This is a genomic window from Microbacterium sp. NPDC080220, assembly GCF_040686395.1.
Classification (GTDB): domain Bacteria; phylum Actinomycetota; class Actinomycetes; order Actinomycetales; family Microbacteriaceae; genus Microbacterium; species Microbacterium gawkjiense.
The window spans coordinates 234812-251178 of sequence record NZ_JBFBOP010000001.1; the positions used below are offsets into that span (position 1 = coordinate 234812).

At 67.9% G+C, this 16367-nt stretch carries 26 protein-coding genes; all 26 read left to right on the top strand.

Annotated elements, in window-relative coordinates:
- The first annotated feature begins 44 nt into the window (after positions 1-44).
- Positions 45-284, top strand: a complete 240-nt coding sequence (locus tag AB0P29_RS01300) for a hypothetical protein (RefSeq protein ID WP_363377857.1) — start codon at positions 45-47, stop codon at positions 282-284.
- Complete coding sequence (locus AB0P29_RS01305; protein WP_363377859.1) at positions 281-1480, top strand: histone-like nucleoid-structuring protein Lsr2; 1200 nt, start codon at positions 281-283, stop codon at positions 1478-1480. The genes AB0P29_RS01300 and AB0P29_RS01305 overlap by 4 nt, the downstream gene beginning before the upstream one ends.
- On the top strand, positions 1477-1776 hold the full coding sequence (locus AB0P29_RS01310; protein WP_363377861.1) for a WhiB family transcriptional regulator: 300 nt from the start codon (positions 1477-1479) through the stop codon (positions 1774-1776). Before AB0P29_RS01305 ends, AB0P29_RS01310 begins: the two co-directional genes overlap by 4 nt.
- Positions 1773-4406 carry a DNA methyltransferase gene (locus AB0P29_RS01315; protein WP_363377864.1) on the top strand — a complete coding sequence of 878 codons (2634 nt, stop codon included), beginning with the start codon at positions 1773-1775 and terminating at the stop codon, positions 4404-4406. The genes AB0P29_RS01310 and AB0P29_RS01315 overlap by 4 nt, the downstream gene beginning before the upstream one ends.
- A complete protein-coding gene (locus AB0P29_RS01320) occupies positions 4403-5062 on the top strand; it encodes a hypothetical protein (RefSeq protein ID WP_363377866.1) in 660 nt (219 codons plus the stop codon). The genes AB0P29_RS01315 and AB0P29_RS01320 overlap by 4 nt, the downstream gene beginning before the upstream one ends.
- Positions 5062-5355, top strand: coding sequence for a hypothetical protein (locus AB0P29_RS01325; protein WP_363377867.1), 294 nt, complete (start codon positions 5062-5064; stop codon positions 5353-5355). Before AB0P29_RS01320 ends, AB0P29_RS01325 begins: the two co-directional genes overlap by 1 nt.
- Positions 5352-5933 carry a hypothetical protein gene (locus tag AB0P29_RS01330; RefSeq protein ID WP_363377869.1) on the top strand — a complete coding sequence of 194 codons (582 nt, stop codon included), beginning with the start codon at positions 5352-5354 and terminating at the stop codon, positions 5931-5933. The genes AB0P29_RS01325 and AB0P29_RS01330 overlap by 4 nt, the downstream gene beginning before the upstream one ends.
- Complete coding sequence (locus AB0P29_RS01335) at positions 5930-6286, top strand: hypothetical protein (RefSeq protein ID WP_363377871.1); 357 nt, start codon at positions 5930-5932, stop codon at positions 6284-6286. The genes AB0P29_RS01330 and AB0P29_RS01335 overlap by 4 nt, the downstream gene beginning before the upstream one ends.
- A complete protein-coding gene (locus AB0P29_RS01340; protein ID WP_363377872.1) occupies positions 6283-6792 on the top strand; it encodes a hypothetical protein in 510 nt (169 codons plus the stop codon). Before AB0P29_RS01335 ends, AB0P29_RS01340 begins: the two co-directional genes overlap by 4 nt.
- On the top strand, positions 6789-7010 hold the full coding sequence (locus AB0P29_RS01345; protein ID WP_363377874.1) for a hypothetical protein: 222 nt from the start codon (positions 6789-6791) through the stop codon (positions 7008-7010). The genes AB0P29_RS01340 and AB0P29_RS01345 overlap by 4 nt, the downstream gene beginning before the upstream one ends.
- A 68-nt stretch (positions 7011-7078) precedes the next feature.
- Positions 7079-7279, top strand: coding sequence for a hypothetical protein (locus AB0P29_RS01350; protein ID WP_363377876.1), 201 nt, complete (start codon positions 7079-7081; stop codon positions 7277-7279).
- Positions 7272-7598 carry a DUF4326 domain-containing protein gene (locus tag AB0P29_RS01355; RefSeq protein WP_363377878.1) on the top strand — a complete coding sequence of 109 codons (327 nt, stop codon included), beginning with the start codon at positions 7272-7274 and terminating at the stop codon, positions 7596-7598. The genes AB0P29_RS01350 and AB0P29_RS01355 overlap by 8 nt, the downstream gene beginning before the upstream one ends.
- Positions 7599-7601: 3 nt before the next feature.
- A complete protein-coding gene (locus tag AB0P29_RS01360) occupies positions 7602-7880 on the top strand; it encodes a hypothetical protein (RefSeq protein WP_363377880.1) in 279 nt (92 codons plus the stop codon).
- A gap of 273 nt (positions 7881-8153) precedes the next feature.
- Positions 8154-8318, top strand: a complete 165-nt coding sequence (locus tag AB0P29_RS01365; RefSeq protein ID WP_363377881.1) for a hypothetical protein — start codon at positions 8154-8156, stop codon at positions 8316-8318.
- Between the two features lie 11 nt (positions 8319-8329).
- Positions 8330-8488: a hypothetical protein gene (locus AB0P29_RS01370; RefSeq protein ID WP_363377883.1), complete on the top strand. Its 159-nt coding sequence runs from the start codon at positions 8330-8332 to the stop codon at positions 8486-8488.
- Complete coding sequence (locus AB0P29_RS01375; protein ID WP_363377885.1) at positions 8485-8637, top strand: hypothetical protein; 153 nt, start codon at positions 8485-8487, stop codon at positions 8635-8637. The genes AB0P29_RS01370 and AB0P29_RS01375 overlap by 4 nt, the downstream gene beginning before the upstream one ends.
- 190 nt (positions 8638-8827) lie before the next feature.
- A complete protein-coding gene (locus AB0P29_RS01380) occupies positions 8828-9148 on the top strand; it encodes a hypothetical protein (protein WP_363377887.1) in 321 nt (106 codons plus the stop codon).
- Between the two features lie 11 nt (positions 9149-9159).
- Entirely contained in the window at positions 9160-9483 is a 324-nt protein-coding gene (locus tag AB0P29_RS01385; protein ID WP_363377889.1) for a hypothetical protein, read from the top strand.
- Between the two features lie 32 nt (positions 9484-9515).
- Positions 9516-9860 (top strand): hypothetical protein, encoded by a 345-nt coding sequence (locus tag AB0P29_RS01390; RefSeq protein WP_363377891.1) that lies wholly within the window; start codon positions 9516-9518, stop codon positions 9858-9860.
- A gap of 544 nt (positions 9861-10404) precedes the next feature.
- On the top strand, positions 10405-10662 hold the full coding sequence (locus AB0P29_RS01395) for a hypothetical protein (protein ID WP_363377893.1): 258 nt from the start codon (positions 10405-10407) through the stop codon (positions 10660-10662).
- On the top strand, positions 10640-11701 hold the full coding sequence (locus AB0P29_RS01400; protein WP_363377895.1) for a terminase: 1062 nt from the start codon (positions 10640-10642) through the stop codon (positions 11699-11701). Before AB0P29_RS01395 ends, AB0P29_RS01400 begins: the two co-directional genes overlap by 23 nt.
- A 118-nt stretch (positions 11702-11819) precedes the next feature.
- Positions 11820-12434 (top strand): terminase, encoded by a 615-nt coding sequence (locus AB0P29_RS01405; protein ID WP_363377897.1) that lies wholly within the window; start codon positions 11820-11822, stop codon positions 12432-12434.
- Positions 12435-12447: 13 nt separating this feature from the next.
- Entirely contained in the window at positions 12448-13896 is a 1449-nt protein-coding gene (locus tag AB0P29_RS01410; RefSeq protein WP_363377898.1) for a phage portal protein, read from the top strand.
- Positions 13874-15133, top strand: coding sequence for a hypothetical protein (locus tag AB0P29_RS01415; protein WP_363377900.1), 1260 nt, complete (start codon positions 13874-13876; stop codon positions 15131-15133). The genes AB0P29_RS01410 and AB0P29_RS01415 overlap by 23 nt, the downstream gene beginning before the upstream one ends.
- A 150-nt stretch (positions 15134-15283) precedes the next feature.
- Positions 15284-15952 (top strand): hypothetical protein, encoded by a 669-nt coding sequence (locus AB0P29_RS01420; RefSeq protein ID WP_363377902.1) that lies wholly within the window; start codon positions 15284-15286, stop codon positions 15950-15952.
- Positions 15953-15957: 5 nt separating this feature from the next.
- Positions 15958-16356: a head decoration protein gene (locus AB0P29_RS01425; protein WP_363377904.1), complete on the top strand. Its 399-nt coding sequence runs from the start codon at positions 15958-15960 to the stop codon at positions 16354-16356.
- Positions 16357-16367 lie beyond the last annotated feature (11 nt).

Genomic DNA, 16367 nt, shown 5'->3' on the forward strand with positions numbered 1-16367 from the left:
TGCCAAGACTGCGCTGCGGCGCTACGAGCAGACCAGGAGCAGCAATGAGCCGCGATTACCCCCTCACCTCATCCGACCTCCGCCACATCGCGGACAAGGTCGACGAAGTCCTCGCCGTCGTGAACCCGGAGGACGGCGAGCTGCCCGACGGTGACTGGCGTTGGGGGCTAAAGGTGACGATCTGGAACCAGGACGGCGGCGACGACGACATCGCCGGCGAGATCGCTCCGTATGGCGACGGCTGGCTCGGCTTCTACCCGAACGCGATCGGACGCCCCCAGTGAGCGGCGCTGACCGTCTCGAGGACGGCTTCCCCCACGGCACCGTCCAGGGCTACGACCAGGGATGCCGCGGCGGATGGTGCCCCGAAGGCAACGACCACGGCCTGTCCTGCGCTGCGGCGAAGCGGCTGAACGCGGGCGACTACCGGTACCAGCGGCTCGTGAAACGCGGCCTCACCCCCGGCGCGATTGCTGACGAGCTCGGCCTCGCACCCGAAACCCATCAACCCCCGACACGGAAACCCGTCCTCGTGGAGGACACCGATGACGTCGTGGACGTCGAACCGGAGGAACCCATCATGCGACCCACCCCCGAGAGCAAGCGTGACCAGATCCGCGCCTGGGCGGAGAAGAACGGCATCCCCGTGAAGGAGCGGGGCCGCTTCCCGAACGCGCTCGTCGCAGCGTACGAGGCGAACGACCCGAAGATCGCCACCGCTGCGCCAGAGCCGAAGGTGAAGGAGCCGCGGCCGCTCCCGGAGCACGGAACGGATGCGCGATACCAGCGCGGATGCCACGACGAACTCGACTGCCCAGGGCACCCGCAGACGGCCGAGACGTGCCGTGGCGCACACCGCGCAAAGATCCGGGAGGCAGCTCGCCGACGCCGCGAACGTCTGAAGAGCGAGAAGCCCGCTGACGCGCCCGTGGAAGCGCTGACGCATGATGAGGCGCCGGAGACGGGAACGCCCGCGAGCGAGGCGCACACAGTCGGAGAACACGCCTCCGACCTGGACGGTGCGGGTGACGCTCCGGTAGAGGGTGCATACCCGTCGAACGCGGCCCAGTTCGCGACCATGTGGAACGGGCTCACCCCCGAAGGTCGGGAGGAACTCGTCACCGGGTACCGGACCGCGACGGAACGATCCCTCGACTGCTACCTCCGCCACCACACCCCCGCGATCGAGGAGCAGCTCCTCACCTACATCCACGACCTCGCCGCAGCTCTCGCCCGAGCGGAGACGGCGGAGGGGGCGCTCGCGCTCACCCTCGTGAAGTGGGAGAAAGCGACCCATGATCTCGCCGATGCGCGGACCCTGGTCCATGCGCTGTCTGCTGAGGTCGTCGCGAACCAGGCGGCCCCGGAAGCGAAGGTGATGCACCTGGACGTCCAGCCTCCTTCGATCGACCCTCACGAGGCAGCGGAGCAAGCGATCGCGAAGCTCGACCGGACGTGGTGGAGGCGAGCAGCCTCGTGAGCGACCTCGAACGCGTCATCGCGGTACCCGCCTCCACCCCCACCGTGAAGTGGACCGGGATCGCCGCGCTCATCACACCCGAACCGTGGGTGCAGGACGCCCTGTGCGCCACCACCGACCCCGAGATCTTCCACCCACCGAAAGGCGGCAGCACCGCCGCCGCGAAAGCCGTGTGCGCCCGCTGCGACGTCCGGGAGCAGTGCCTCGCGTACGCGCTCCGCACGAACCAGACCGAGTCCATCTGGGGCGGGAAGTCCGCCCGTGAACGCCGAACCATGAGGAGCAACGCAGCATGAGCACTCTCCTGACCCTCAACAACGGAAACGACGGGTCACTGTCGTACGACGACTTTTTGCGCGAGAAGGTCCGCTTCGACCGCTCCTACGGCTTCAAAGTCCCCATGGAGGCGTTCTCGCCGATCTTCCAGCCCGGTCACCCCGACTTCAAGCCGCACCAGCGCGACATCGTCGGCTGGGCGGTGCGCGGCGGCCGTCGCGCGATCTTCGCCAGGTACGGCCTCGGCAAGACGATCATGCAACTGGAGGTCCTGCGCCTGATCGTCGCCCTGGGAGGCGCACACGGCCGCGCAGACACGTTCGGGCGCACCGTCCGCCGCGGGCTCATCGTCGCTCCACTCGGCGTCCGCTTCGACATCATCCGCGACGGCCGCCGCCACCTCGACACCGAGGTCCGCTTCGTCCGGCACACCGACGAGGTCGACCCCGACTGGTCCGGGCTCTACGTCACCAACTACGAGTCGGTCCGCGACGGGAAGCTCGATGTCGACCTGTTCATCGCCGTCTCTCTCGACGAAGCCGCAGTACTCCGATCGTTCGGCTCCGAGACCTACCAGCGGTTCATGGTCCTCTTCGAGCACGTCCCGTTCCGGTTCGTCGCGACCGCGACACCGTCGCCGAACCGACACAAGGAGCTGATCCACTACGCCGGCTTCCTCGGCATCATGGACACCGGCCAGGCGCTCACGCGGTTCTTCAAGCGCGACTCGTCGAAGGCGAACGAGCTGCACCTCTACCCGCACAAGCGGCGCGAGTTCTGGCTGTGGCTCAACACGTGGGCGTGCTTCATCCAGCGGCCCTCCGACCTCGGCCACGACGACGCCGGCTACGACCTCCCCGAACTGCGGCTCCACTGGGAGGAGGTCACCGTCGACCTGCTGTCCGACCAGGTCGAGAAGGACGGGCAGGGTGTCCTCGTCCGCGGCGGCGCGATGTCCACGATCGACGCGGCACGCGAGAAGCGTCGGACGCTGGAGGCACGGGTCGACCGGGCGATGCGCATCGTCACCTCTCACTGGATGGGCCCCGACGAGGCTGGACAGATCATCCTCTGGTGCGACCTCAACGACGAGCAGATCGCGCTCGAGCGAGCACTCACCGATCGGGGGCTCACGTTCTCGTCAATCCACGGCTCCCTGTCCGACGTCGACATCGAAGAACGCCTCCGGGCGTGGCTCGACGGCGAGACGTACGCGCTGATCGGGAAGCCGATGATGCTCGGCCGCGGGCTCAACCTGCAGCAGTGCTCCACGGCCGTGTTCGTCGGGATCACGCACAAGTACGAGCAGACCATCCAGGCCGTGCACCGGATCCACCGATTCGGACAGCAGCGGCCCTGCGACATCCACCTGCTGTACGCCGAGACCGAGTCGGAGGTCCGCGCAGTACTCGACCAGAAGTGGGCCGAGGACGCCGAGCTCACCGGCACCATGTCCGAGGTCCTCCGCGAGTTCGGGCTGTCGGCATCCGCGATCTCCAACGCTCTCGCTCGAGCGATGGGCGTCGAGCGGGAGGTCCACCACGGTCAAGCCTGGACGATCGCGCTGAACGACTCCGTCGCCGAGTGGCGCGACCACGTCGAGCCCGACTCGATGGGCCTCATCGTCACGTCGATCCCGTTCGGCAACCACTACGAGTACTCGCCGAACTACGCCGACTTCGGGCACACCGACGACAACGCGCACTTCTGGTGGCAGAACGACTACCTCACCCCGTCGCTCTACCGATCCCTGATGCCCGGCCGGATCCTCGCCGTCCACGTGAAGGACCGGCAGCTCTTCGGATCCGTCACCGGCGCCGGCGTCTACACCGTCTCGCCGCTTCACGCCGAGGCGATCGCGCACTACACCGGCCACGGGTTCGACTACTACGGGATGATCACGGTCACCACCGACGTCGTCCGCGAGAACAACCAGACCTACCGGCTTTCGTACTCGAAGATGCTCCGCGACCACACGCCGATGGGCGTCGGCTCACCCGAGTACGTGCTCCTGTTCCACAAGCCGCAGACGAACCGCTCGAAGGGCTGGGCTGACGTCCCCGTCGTGAAGGACCGCGCGCAGTACTCCGTCGGCCGGTGGCAGATCGACGCGGCCGCGGAATGGCGCACCGGCGGCGACCGGCTGCTCTCCCTCGACGAGCTCGCCGCGCTCGAACCCGGCATCCGGTCGAAGCTGTTCACCCAGCAGTCGCGGGGGAGCGTCTACGACTACGACGCGCACGTCGCCCTCGCCGAACGCCTCGCAGCCGCGAACGCCCTGCCCGGCACCTTCGCCTCTCTCGTCCCGGGCACCTGGCGGGAGGACATCTGGTTCGACGTCCTCCGCATCGAGACCCTGAACGGCCGGCAGAAGCGCCGCAACGTCGAGCAGCACATCTGCCCGTTCCCGCTCGACATCCCGCGCCGGCTGATCGCGATGTTCTCCAACCCAGGCGACCTCGTCGGCGACCCGTTCAGCGGGCTCGGCTCCACCGTCCTCGAAGCGGTCCGCGCCGGCCGCCGCGGCTACGGCGGCGAGCTGAACCCGGCGTCCGTCGCAGACTCGCTCGTCTACCTCCGCGAGCACGACGACCAGCGTCACGTGCCCACCCTGTTCGACCTGCTGGATGAGGAAGAGACCGCAGCATGACGATCCCTCTCGACGCCATCGACCCGCAGGCCCTGTACCGGCGGTGGCACCAGTCCTTCGAGCATCACCTCGGGCAGATCCCCGACGTGCTCAGCATGCTCGTTACCCTCGCCGCTCCCACCATCGGGGTGTCGCGGGGTGGGTCGCAGTTCGACCGGTTGCAGATCACCGGGGGCAACGATCACCGGGACCTGTCCGACACGGTCGACAACGCGATGTACCGGGACGCCGAGTACCTGTGGGGATGCCTCGCCCGGTACGCCGGCTACGTCTGGGAGCGCGCTGAAACCACCCGGAAGGACGCTCCCGCCCTCCCTGCTCACACGCTCACCGACCCGTCCACCGCCCGCGACACCGCGCTCATCACCGTTGGGTGGCTGATCGCCCACGCAGCGACCGTGTACACGCTCAGCGAGCTCGCGGAGGACCGGGAGGAACTGTTCCGCACCGTCCGCCGGCTCAAAGCGGTCCACGGCATCCACCCGCACCCGCGCCGGGAACGCTGCGACACGTGCGGCCGCCGGCAGGTGGAAGTCGACTACACGGACACCGCTGACGGCGGGGTCGTGAAGGTCGGCGTCTGTAGATCGTGCGATGAGCAGTACATCCAACGCACGCCCACCCAGAACACCCCCAACACGCAAGGAGAGAAGTGATGGCCGCCGAAGATCAGCTGAAGGCCGCGATGGCGCAGATGTTCGGGTTCGACCCGGACCAGATCGTCGAGGAGGCACGCGCTAAGGCGCAGGAGGCGGCCGATGCGATCCTGGCAGCCTTCCCCGAGGCGAACACCACGCAGACGATCGTGCTCACCCAGGCGATGCAGAGTCTGCAGATCGCTTACCTCGCCGTCCGTATCGACCACCCCATGTGGCCTGCGAAGCAGATTTACGAGGCCGTGCGTGAGGTCGGCCTGTCGGCCATGGGCGCGTCGGAGGCTACGTCGTGACCGTCCCGACGATCAGCGACGTTCAGGCCGCGTACGTGGCGCACACGGGCGGAGAACACGCCGCTGAGGAGTTCGACACCTGGCTGCAGCAGATCACCGGGCAGGTCGCAGACGGCGTCACGCAATCACGGCTCACCGGGCGCACGCTCGGGGACTTCGCCGCCGGGGCTCTCGCACTTGCCCAGGTGAACCGGGTCGTCCCCACTCAGGACGCACGCTGGGAAGCCGCGATCGACAACCTCCGCACCTTGTGCAGGGAGCGGCCCGAGGCCCCCACCGAACTCCTCGAAGCGCTGAACACGTTCCTCCTCAACCACGGGAACCTGCAACTCCTCACCCTGCTCGGTCGGGTCACCGACCCACGGCACCTGAACCCGAACCACCGGAACTGGGTCAGCACGCAGAGCGAGATCATCGCTTGCACCACAGACGGCGCCGAGTGGGGCCGCGGCACCGCGATCGCGTACACCGACCGGCCCACCCTCACCATCCAGCGAGAGGACGGCACCCGGTTCTCCTGGATCGCTGACCTCTGCACCCCCGCAGCAGAACAACACCTCAAGGAGACAACACCATGACCGAACCGCGGAAGTTCAACGTCGGCGACACCGTGATGATGTCGCGGATGTACAGCAAGCCAAAGTCCGCAGTCGTGACCAAGCTCGGGCGGAAGTATGCCTACGCCGCGGCGGGCCGCGACGAGATGCAGGTCGACATCCTCACCGGCCAAGCATCGACCGGTTCGGGGCGGATCTGGACGATGCAGGAATGGAACGACCGCGTCCGCCTCGAGGAGCTGCGCGCGGAGCTGCGCGCGCACAACATCGGCCCGGTCGGCGGCAGCCAGTTCAAGCAGCCGGTCGAGACGCTGGAAGCCCTGGTGGAGGTCCTGCGCCGTGCGAACCCGATCGACCCGGGAGTTCAGCGATGACCGGACAGGAAGCACGAGACGACGAACGCGAGGCGCTGATCGCAGAAGCCACCCGGCCAATGTCCGACCTCGACGTGATCACAAACCCGCCTTTCACGCGTGCCTTCATTCGCAGGTTAGGGCTCGCGCTTGAGTCGGCTCAGACCGAAATCGTCAGGACCCGGAAGCACCCGGAACCCGAGGCCGAATACGTTCGGGCTGGCGTCTGCCTCCTGTGCGGTGATGGCGTTATGAACGACGGCTCGCACATCGACCCGGAGCGGCATGTCGAAGAAGTAGAGCGCATCGTCACGGGCCGGAAGCACCCGGAACCCGAGTGGGAGTACGGCGCTGGCTACGAAGCAGACAACGGTCTCGAGATGCGCTGGTTCTCGATGGGCGGCGCGGCGTACACCGTGCGGGAGGCCGCAGAGAACGAGGTAGCTCGGTTCGACGACCCGCAGATCCAGCTCATCCGCCGCACGCGCCCTGGCCCGTGGGTACCTGTCGAAGAGGGGGAGCAGTGAGCGAGCGTGTCGAGGCCGAGCCGGGGGAAGCTGAACTCGCGCAAGCACTCTTCGGCACCCTCTACGCGGCAGGAGTCTCGTTCGTATCGGCGGACCTGATCCCGCGCCTCACGGCCGCTGTCCGCGCAGTCGGCTTCCGTTACACGCCGCCGCAAGAGTGCATCTGCTACGGCCCGGGAGTCGACTCGCTCTGTCTGGCACACGAGGGCAACCGATGAGCCGCCGCGCCGAACCGCCCTTCGAACCGGGGCGCCGAGCACGTGCACGGGCTGAGCGGTGTGTCTTCGTGGACGGCATCGCATGGCGCGTGGCGGCTGACTTCGACGAGAACGACCCTGAGCAGATGGACGCTCTCCGCGCGCTCGGTCAGTACATGCGTGAGCGTGTGGAGACGACGGTCTCGGACGAGACGGCCGCGAAGCAGGAAGCCACTCGCCAGCGGATCCGGGAACGCAACGACCGACTTCTGGGAGGAAAGAATGCCTGAGCGGATCCAACAGCGCCGCACGAAGGGCTGGCGGAAGCCCGAGAACACCGTGATCGTGTCTCGCTCATCCCAGTGGGGCAACCCCTTCCGAGTCGGCCAGAGCGTCCGTCGAGGCGTCTACGAGTTCACTGACGACGACAGTTACGTCTTCGTCAAGGATCGTGCCCACGCGGTCGCCCTCTACCGGGAGTGGCTAGTCGGACGCGCAGACGTCAGAGCGCGTATCCTCCGCAATCTGCGCGGAAAGAACCTCGCATGCTGGTGCCCTGAAGGCGAACCCTGCCACGCTGACGTCCTCCTCGAAATCGCGAACGCCTGACCCATGGCGCAGCTCACCTACCGGCAGGCCGCGAAGAAGGCAGGACGTGCGGTCATCACCATCAAGCGGTGGAGACGCCACGGGATGCCGATGGGATGGGCGATCATCAACGGCCAGAGCGTCCGAGTCGTCGAGGAACGCGTACTCATGAAGCAGCTCCGCGAGAGCCTCAAAGCGAACCCCGCACACCAGAAGCACATGGCCGCACTCCGAGCCCGGGAGGAAGCCGCACAGGACGCGACACGCCGGGAAAACACAGGCATCCCGACCCCGCCTAGATGAATCCCCCTACTGTTCAAATCAGACAGTTATCGATGGCCCCCTCCTCATAAGGTCGGGGGCCATCTGCATGCCTAGATCCTCGTCGTCCCCCGGGCCCGACGAGGCATTCGGACCGGCTGGACCGTTGGCACCCCGCACCCATCGGGGAGTAACGCCCGGCCGTACTCGTCCCGGTCGGGAGTCGAGACGCCGCGCACACACCACCCATGCGCCGCGCGAGACGACTTCTCCTCCCGACCGGGACGCACCTCGCATCGAGACAGGGGCACCGTCATGGGCAACGCAGCTCGCAAGGCACGGAAGCGCGCCGGCATCCCGTTCACGAAGCCGCCGAAGAAGCCGACCTACCCACGCTGGGACGTGAACGTTCCCCGCGGCCTCGGCCTCACCTCATGGCACGAGATCCTCGCCGGGCTCGTCATCCGAGGTCGGGCGTAGCAATGCTCGGGATGACGTGGGAAGCGACGCTCGACGGCGCGCTCGACCACATCCTGAAGCTGAACGCGGAGAAGGACAACGCGATCGACGCGATCGGACGGTTCCTTCTCGAGCATCCCGAGTTCGATGCGGACCTCAACCTCACCGAGGCGAGGGTGGCGCTCCTGTGAGGTACGCGCTGGGGATCCTCACCGGCCTAGCTGCGGCCGCTGTCCTCCACGCGTTCACCCGCACCCGCACGTACGGGCACCTCGTCCGCTGGATCTGGACCGCCGACGTCCGCCACTCCGACCCGCACCTGTACGGTCCCGGTCGGTGAGCACCACGGTCACCTGCCCTGTGTGCGGCGCCGAGTACGTGTGGAGCTTGTTCCTCGGCATCTGCTGCGACACCACCGCAGACGGAGACGCCGACTAGACCGGGCTGGGAGTTCGAGTAACACGCGCCACCACGCGGGTATGCCAGGTGCCGCACCGCTCCTCCCAGCCCCTCCCCTCTCGGAGACCCGCATGGCGATGAAGGTGTGCCTCGAACCCGGATGCCCCACCCTCGTCCGTGACGGATCCCGCTGCCCCACCCACGAACGCGAACGCGACCGTCAACGCGGACGTCGGCAAGCCCGCGGGTACGACGCCGAACACGACCGGCTCCGCGCCGAGTGGGCACCGAAGGTCGCCACCGGCACCATCCGGTGCACCCGATGCCGAGGGATCATCCGAGCCGACGAACCCTGGGATCTGGGTCACGACGACCACGACCGCACGAAGTACCGCGGCCCCGAGCACGCCACCTGCAACCGCGCAGCCGGCGGCCGAGCCGCCCACAGGTGAGAAGAGCAGCGATGACCCACCCCGGCCAGCTTTACGTCAACGCCACCGGTGCCCTGTTCACGCTCGACGAGCACGGTCAGCGTCACCCGTACACCGGCCCCCTCGACTTGAAGCACCTCGACCTCCCCGCCTCAGCACGCGAGACCACGTCGAACGAGGACGACCCGTCGGCGGCATCACGCATCGAGCAGGCCATCGCCGCCGTCGAAGCCACGTACCCCGGCGTCTACGAGGACGACTCACTCGAGATCTGGACAGCCCGCAACGGCAGCGAACCCTACGGGTCACTCACCATCCGAGAGTTCATCACCCTCATCATCAACGCCACCAGCTGACCCCACCTCACGCATCCCCCGGAGGCAACACCATGGCACGCATCCAGATCGTCCCGCTCCCCACGCTCAAAGCGGACGGGTACGAGCACACCCCGTTCATCCTGGTACTCGACCAGGTCGACCGGCAGGACGAAGACTGGCCGGACGTGCTCCTCGAGGACCTGCGGGAACGGACGGGAGCGGCGACAGTCATCGCACACGAAGCCACCCTCGACGCACCCGGGCAGCTTGAGCTCACCGCTCAGCAGCGAGAGCAACTCCTCGACTACCTGACCGAACCCCAGCGCATCACCCTAGGCGACCCGGAGGGCTCCACCGACGCACCCCACGTCCTAACGCCCACCACCACCCCCACCACGCCCCAACCCGCCGCGTAAGCACCCACGCACACCCACCCGCATAACCCACCCCACCGAGGCCCACACAGCCGGACAACAGGGGTGGGGAGGAACCCCCAGAGCGCACACCTGACCGGACCGCCGGGGAGGTGGCTCCGATGTGCGACGGAATCAAAGACTTCGCCTGGGGGTGGGCCGGCGCTGTGCTCGGGCTTTGCGTTCTGCGTCGGATCCGTGGCTGTGGCGTGGCAGTTGTGTCCTGGTCTCACCGACCGGGATCGGTGGTGGCGAGCATTCTGCTCAGAATCGACCCTCGATCGGTCGTTGATCGTCGCTGACGGGAGGATCACGGATGCCTCGAGGTGGCGCAAGGACGGGTGCTGGTCGGCCGCCGGACCCGGGTTCGCTCGCTGAGGCGCTGCGGATAGAAGCCGGTGCGATCCGGACTCTCCCGAAGGCTCGGACTGGTCCGACGCCTGCGTGGCCGTTGTCGAAGCCGTCGGCTCGTGAGCGGACGGTCTGGGGTCAGATGTGGAAGCGTCCGCAGGCGATCATCTGGGAGGAGCAGTCCTCTCACCGTCAGGTGGCGATGTACGTGCGGACCTCGGTGGAGGCTGAACAGCCCGGTGCGACGGCGGCTCTTCGGGGTCTGCTGCTGCGGCAGGAGAACGACCTGATGCTGTCCCATGCGGCGCTTCTGCGTGCGGGGTTCCGGATCTCGACGAACCCCGTCGCGGCGCCGACCGTCGCGTCGTCGAAGCCGGCGGCTGCGAAGCGGCAGGTGCCGTCATCGAGGGGAAGGCTGAGGGCGCTGCCGAATGTCGGAGACGATCACCCCTGAGTTCGAGGTCGCGTGGCCGACGCTCGGATACCTGCAGGCCGACTGGATGGCGTGGCATCTGCCGATCCCGGACGGGTTCAAGAAGGGTCAGCCGTTCGTCCTGTCGGACTGGCAGCTGTGGTGCACTGCGAATCACGGTCGGGTTCGCCCGGAGACGCCGTGGCGGCCGGACGACCCGGTCAAGAACCAGGCGTTCGAGTACCGGCGTTCGCTGATCGTGGGTCCGCAGAAGTACGGGAAGAGTCCGTGGGCTGCGGCGACGACCGCGGTGATGGCACTCGGACCTGACCTGTTCGCCGGCTGGGCCGGTGAGGGCGACGTCTACGACTGCGCCCGGTACGGGTGCTCCTGCGGGTTCGTGTACGAGTACGAGCCGGGCGAGCCGATGGGCATGCCGTGGCCGACCCCGCTGATCCAGCTGATGGCGACGTCCGAGGATCAGGTGAACAACACGTGGCGTCCGCTGCAGCAGATGGTTCTCCGCGGGCCGCTGTCGGAGCGTGTGCGCGTCGGTGAGAAGTTCATGCGCATCGGTGACGACGGTGTGATTGAGAAGGTCACCTCGGCGGAGTCGTCGCGACTCGGTAACCCGACGACCGGGTTCGTGCAGGACGAGACGGGGATCTACACGAAGACGAACGGCCTGATGGGCACGGCGCAGACGATGCGTCGAGGCACCTCCGGCATGGGCGGCCGCGGCGTCGAGCTCACGAACACGTGGGACCCCGCCGAGGAGTCCACGGCGCGCGCGACGTACGAGTCCCGCGCGAAGGACATCTTCCGGTTCTACCGGCAGCCGCCGAAGAACCTCAGCTACAAGAACAAGCGCGACCGTCGGAAGATCCACCAGTTCGTGTACTTCGGTGCGAGTCACGTCGACCTCGACTCGATCGAGGCGGAGGCCGCCGAGCTGCTCGAGCAGGACCCGGCGCAGGCGGAACGGTTCTACGGCAACAAGCTCGTCCGAGGTCTCGGCACGTGGCTCCCCGACGGGCTCTGGGAGGGCGCCTACGCCAGCCTCGGTCGCGTCGCGGCCTGACAGATGTGGGAGGGGCGTCAACGCGTCTCTGCTGTGTGCGCGAAGACCGCCCATGACGCCGCCTCCAAGGGCTAGGCGGATCTGCGCCCCTCCCAGCAGCACCCCGTGAGGAGCACGCATGCAGAGGCCGTGGCTCCCGAACCCGCCCGACGGGACACCGATCGGGCTCGCGTTCGACGGCAGCGTGAACAACGACTTCACCGTCATGCGCGCGCAGACGATGACCGGGTTCTCGTTCACGCCCCGGTGGGGGCCGAACACGGACACCCCGACGATCTGGAACCCCCGCGAGCACGGCGACCGCATCCCGCACAACGAGGTCGGCATCGCGATCGACGAGATCTTCGACCGCTTCCAGGTCGCCCGGTTCTACTACGACCCGGAGGACTGGACCACCGACGGTGAAGCGTGGGCGGCGAAGCACGGCGAGGAGAAGGTCATCGCGTGGCCGACAAACCAGGTCTCCCGCATGTACCCGGAGATCCGCCGCTTCGAGGCTGACCTCCGCGAGGGCCTGATCACCCATGACGGGTGCCCGGTCACCGAGGCGCACATGGGCAACGCGAAGAAGGTCGCGAAGCCCGGCCAGAAGTACATCCTCGGGAAGCCGAACGAGACCCAGAAGATCGACCTCGCCATGACGAGCATCCTCGCGAACGCCGCCGTTCGTGACGCGATCGCCGCCGGGTGGGAGCCCCCGAAAGCTCGAGCGAAAGTGCGCGTGTGGCGCTGAGAGGAGACGGGACGTGACCGATCTCGACGAGGCCCGCCGTCTGGCTCGACTGCTCAGCCGTGAGCAGAAGCCGCTGCTGAAGAACGACCTGTACTTCGATGGTGAGCAGCCTCTCCGGTTCGTGTCCCAGCAGCTCGAGGAGCAGCTCGGGTACCGGCTGTCCCCCATCGTCCTGAACCTCGCCCTGTTCGCGGTGGACGTCTACGACAACCGGCTCGACATCGAGGACTTCCGGGTCCAGTCGACGCAGCGCACCGTCGTCGGCCCCGATGGGTCGTTCACCCGTGAGGTCGTCGCGAACACGTCAGCGGATGCCGACGTGCGCGACACGTGGCAGGAGAACGACGGGCCCTTCATCTCCCAGCAGGCGCACCGCGAATCGCTCGCCCTCGGCCGCGCGTACGCGATGGTCGGCGGCGGCGACCGGCCGGACGACGCCCCGGTGATCACGATCGAGTCCCCGTTCGACGCGATCCACGAAGACGACCCCCGCACCCACCAGGTGCGGCACGGTCTGAAGCGGTGGACCGACCCCGACAAGACGAAGTGGATGACCTACCTCCGCTCCGACGGGTCGTCGATCACCTGGCGCCAGCGGGGCAGCGAGTGGAAGGAGCAGACCAGCGAGGCGACGGGCCCGAATGAGCAGGGCCTGTGCGCTCTGGTCCCGCTGATCAACGACCCGCGCGTCCTTGGCCGGTACCGGAACGGGAAGGTCGATCAGCGCTTCGGACGCTCGGTGTTCCACCCGATCATCAGCCCCCTCGACGCGCTGAACAAGATCGCCAGCGACATGATGGTGTCCGCCGAGTTCCACGCACTCCCCCGCCGCTGGGCGACCGGTCTCGACGAGAACGACTTCATGGATGAGGCCGGCAACCCCATCGACACGTTCTCCCTCGTCGCCGGCCGCATGTGGGCGACGGAGAAGGAGAAGGCGCAGTTCGGACAGTTCCCCGAGGCGGAGCTCACGAACTTCCACAACACGATCAAGCTGCTGATGCAGATCGTGGCGATGCAGCTCGGTCTGCCGGCGCACTACCTCCTCTTCCAGGGCGACAACCCGCCGTCGGCCGACGCGATCCGCTCCTCGGAGTCGGAGCTAGTGAAGCGGGCTGAGCGGAAGCAGACGACCCTGTCGACCCGGTGGGAGCAGGTGCAGCGCCTGGTGCTCATGGAGCTGGGGCGTGGCGCGGATGCGCGGCCTCGGATGATCGAGACGTCCTGGCGGGACGCGTCGACTCCGACGATCGCGCAGAAGGCCGACGCGATCGTGAAGCTCGTCCAGGCGCGCGACAACGCTGGCCGGTCGATTCTCCCGATCGAGCAGGCACGTGAGGACCTCGGGTACACGGCTGTCGAGCAGGAGCGCATGCGCGACTGGGATGAGGTCGCGATCCAGGATGCGCAGCTGAACGCGGCGATGAGGGGTCTCGAGGATGCTTCCCAGGTCGTCCAGTGAGCAGTACCGGATCCAGCAGGGCGTAGCCGCCACCACGGCGGCTGCGGTGGGTCGGGTGTGGCGCCGGATAGGCGACGACTTCGACGCCTCATGGGCGGGCACTCGCGGCACGCTCCTCGACGTGGTCGCCCGTGGACGGCTCGCTGCGGTGACGCAGGCGATCCCGTACACGGCGGCTGTGCTTGCGGAGACCGGGCAGACCGCGGCGCCTACGGGTGCGCTCGTCCCGGCGGCGTTCATCGCGACGGCTCCGGACGGCCGCGACATCGGGTCGCTGTACGACGAGTCGATCGTGAAGGCGAAGACCGCGGTCGCGGGCGGCGCGACGGCGCAGGAAGCTCTCGCGCAGTCGGGTCGCTGGCTGACGATGACCACGCTGACGGTCCTCGCCGACACGCGCCGGATGGTGTACGAGGCGGACATCATCCAGCGGCCGGCGATCACCGGGTACGTGCGGATGCTGAACCCGCCTTCGTGCAGCCGGTGCATCATCCTCGCCGGGAAGTGGTTCCGGTGGAACGAAGGCTTCCAGCGGCATCCGCGGTGCGACTGTTCGCACATCCCCACGTCGGAGAACGTCGCCGGGGACATGCGGACTGACCCGTACGCGATGTTCCGGTCGATGAGTGCTGAGCAGCAGGAGGCCACCTTCGGGCGATCGGAGGCTCGAGCGATCCGGGAGGGCGCCGACATCTACGGTGTCGTGAACCAGCAGGTCCGGAAGCTCCCGACCGCCCGCTCCCCCATCGACGAGATCTACCGCACCGCCGGCACCCGGACGAACGCGGTCCGCGCGCTCCGCGAGCGAGGGTTCATCCGCGACCGCGGCCAGGTCAACGTCCCGCTTTCCCCAGGCGTCCGCACGGACGCGCAGATCATCGCCGCAGGCCGCGGTAGGGGCGCGGTCACGATCAACGGGCAGCGGGTCACCACGGCCCGCGCGGCACGGTTCGACGCCGCGGCCACCGGCCAGCGGGACGTCCTCAACCGGTCCACGATGACCGTCGCGGAACGGAACCTGTACGACGCGAAGTACCGGCTCGACTACGCGCTCCGCACGGGGAACGTGCCCCGCTCGATCGGGCCGTCGTCGGCTGACCGGTACGCGAACCCGATACCAGCGACACCTGAGCGCATCGCCGAGCTGCGGCAGGCGCTGCAGGTGCAACTCAACGGTCTGAACCGACCAACGACTCCCGACAGTGTGCGCCGTCTGGCGCGCGCGCTCGGGCTCTGAGGGCGACGTCCGCCGGAATCTTCCCCGGTCTACGGGCGTCGCCCCCTCACTCTTCCCACCGCAGCGGTGGAGGCGCTACGCGAGCGTGTCGCGGCAGCCGACGGGCTCTAAACGGTGATGGCCGACGGGCCGAAAACGGAGAGGAACATCATGAAGCGCAACGCCTTCGGACAGATCACCAGCGCCGGGTTCGCTCCCGCCTTCCATCGCCCCTTCCTGCGCTACTTCGCGCCGGTCGAGGGCGCCGGTCAGGGCGGCGACGGATCGGGAGGGGGTGACGGTGCCAACGGCTCCGGTGACGGGGACGGCGGCAACGGTGGTGGTGACGGCGGGGACGCCGATCGCCGGTTCACTCAGGAGGACGTCGACCGGATCGTCGCGGACCGCCTCGCGCGCGCCGCACGACCGAAGCCCGGCGACCAGCCGAAGCCGAAGGCCGACAGCGACAAGAAGGACGACGAGAAGCCCGCGGGCGTCTCCGAGACCGACGTCGACCAGCGCATTCAGGATGCCCTCGCAGCCGAGCGGAAGGAACTCGCCCTCGAGCGAGTCGCCGACCAGCTCGACAAGGCCCTCGACGGCCGCGCCTACGCGGCGTCGAAGCTCTTCGCGCTCGACCGCTCCCAGTTCATCTCCGAGGACGGCAAGTCCGTCGACACGGAGAAGCTGCAGAAGTGGGTCAAGGACAACACGGAAGAGGGCACCGCCCCCAGCCGTCGACTCCGCGCGCAGGGCGAACGGGACGCCTCCGCTTCCGGCGGGAGCATCCAGTCGGGTCGCGACCTCTACCACTCAGACAAGCCCAAGAAGAAGGACTGATCCTCATGCCCAAGCTCCGCACGGAGAACTTCGGCAGCGGCGACCAGTCGTGGCTCGGATCGACGCATGGCATCCGCAATGCGCGCACCGAGATCCTCGACGTGTCGGCTTTCACCGCTGCCACCCACTTCCCCGACGGGTACATCCCCGCCGGCACGCCCGTCGGCAAGGTGAACGGCCTGCTCGTGCCGTACGACATCACCGCCGGCACCACGACCGGCGCGGGCATCCTCGTCGGCCACATCCTCACCGACCAGAAGGTCGTGGGGACCGCCGACTTCGGCGTCCCGCTGTTCGACCACGGACGTGTCATCGCGTCCAAGGTCGCCAGCATCCTGCCCGCCTACTCGTCCTTCGTCGCCCCCGCCGGCGCGAAGAACGGGTCGAACATCCTCTACGTCTGACGGGGAAGGGA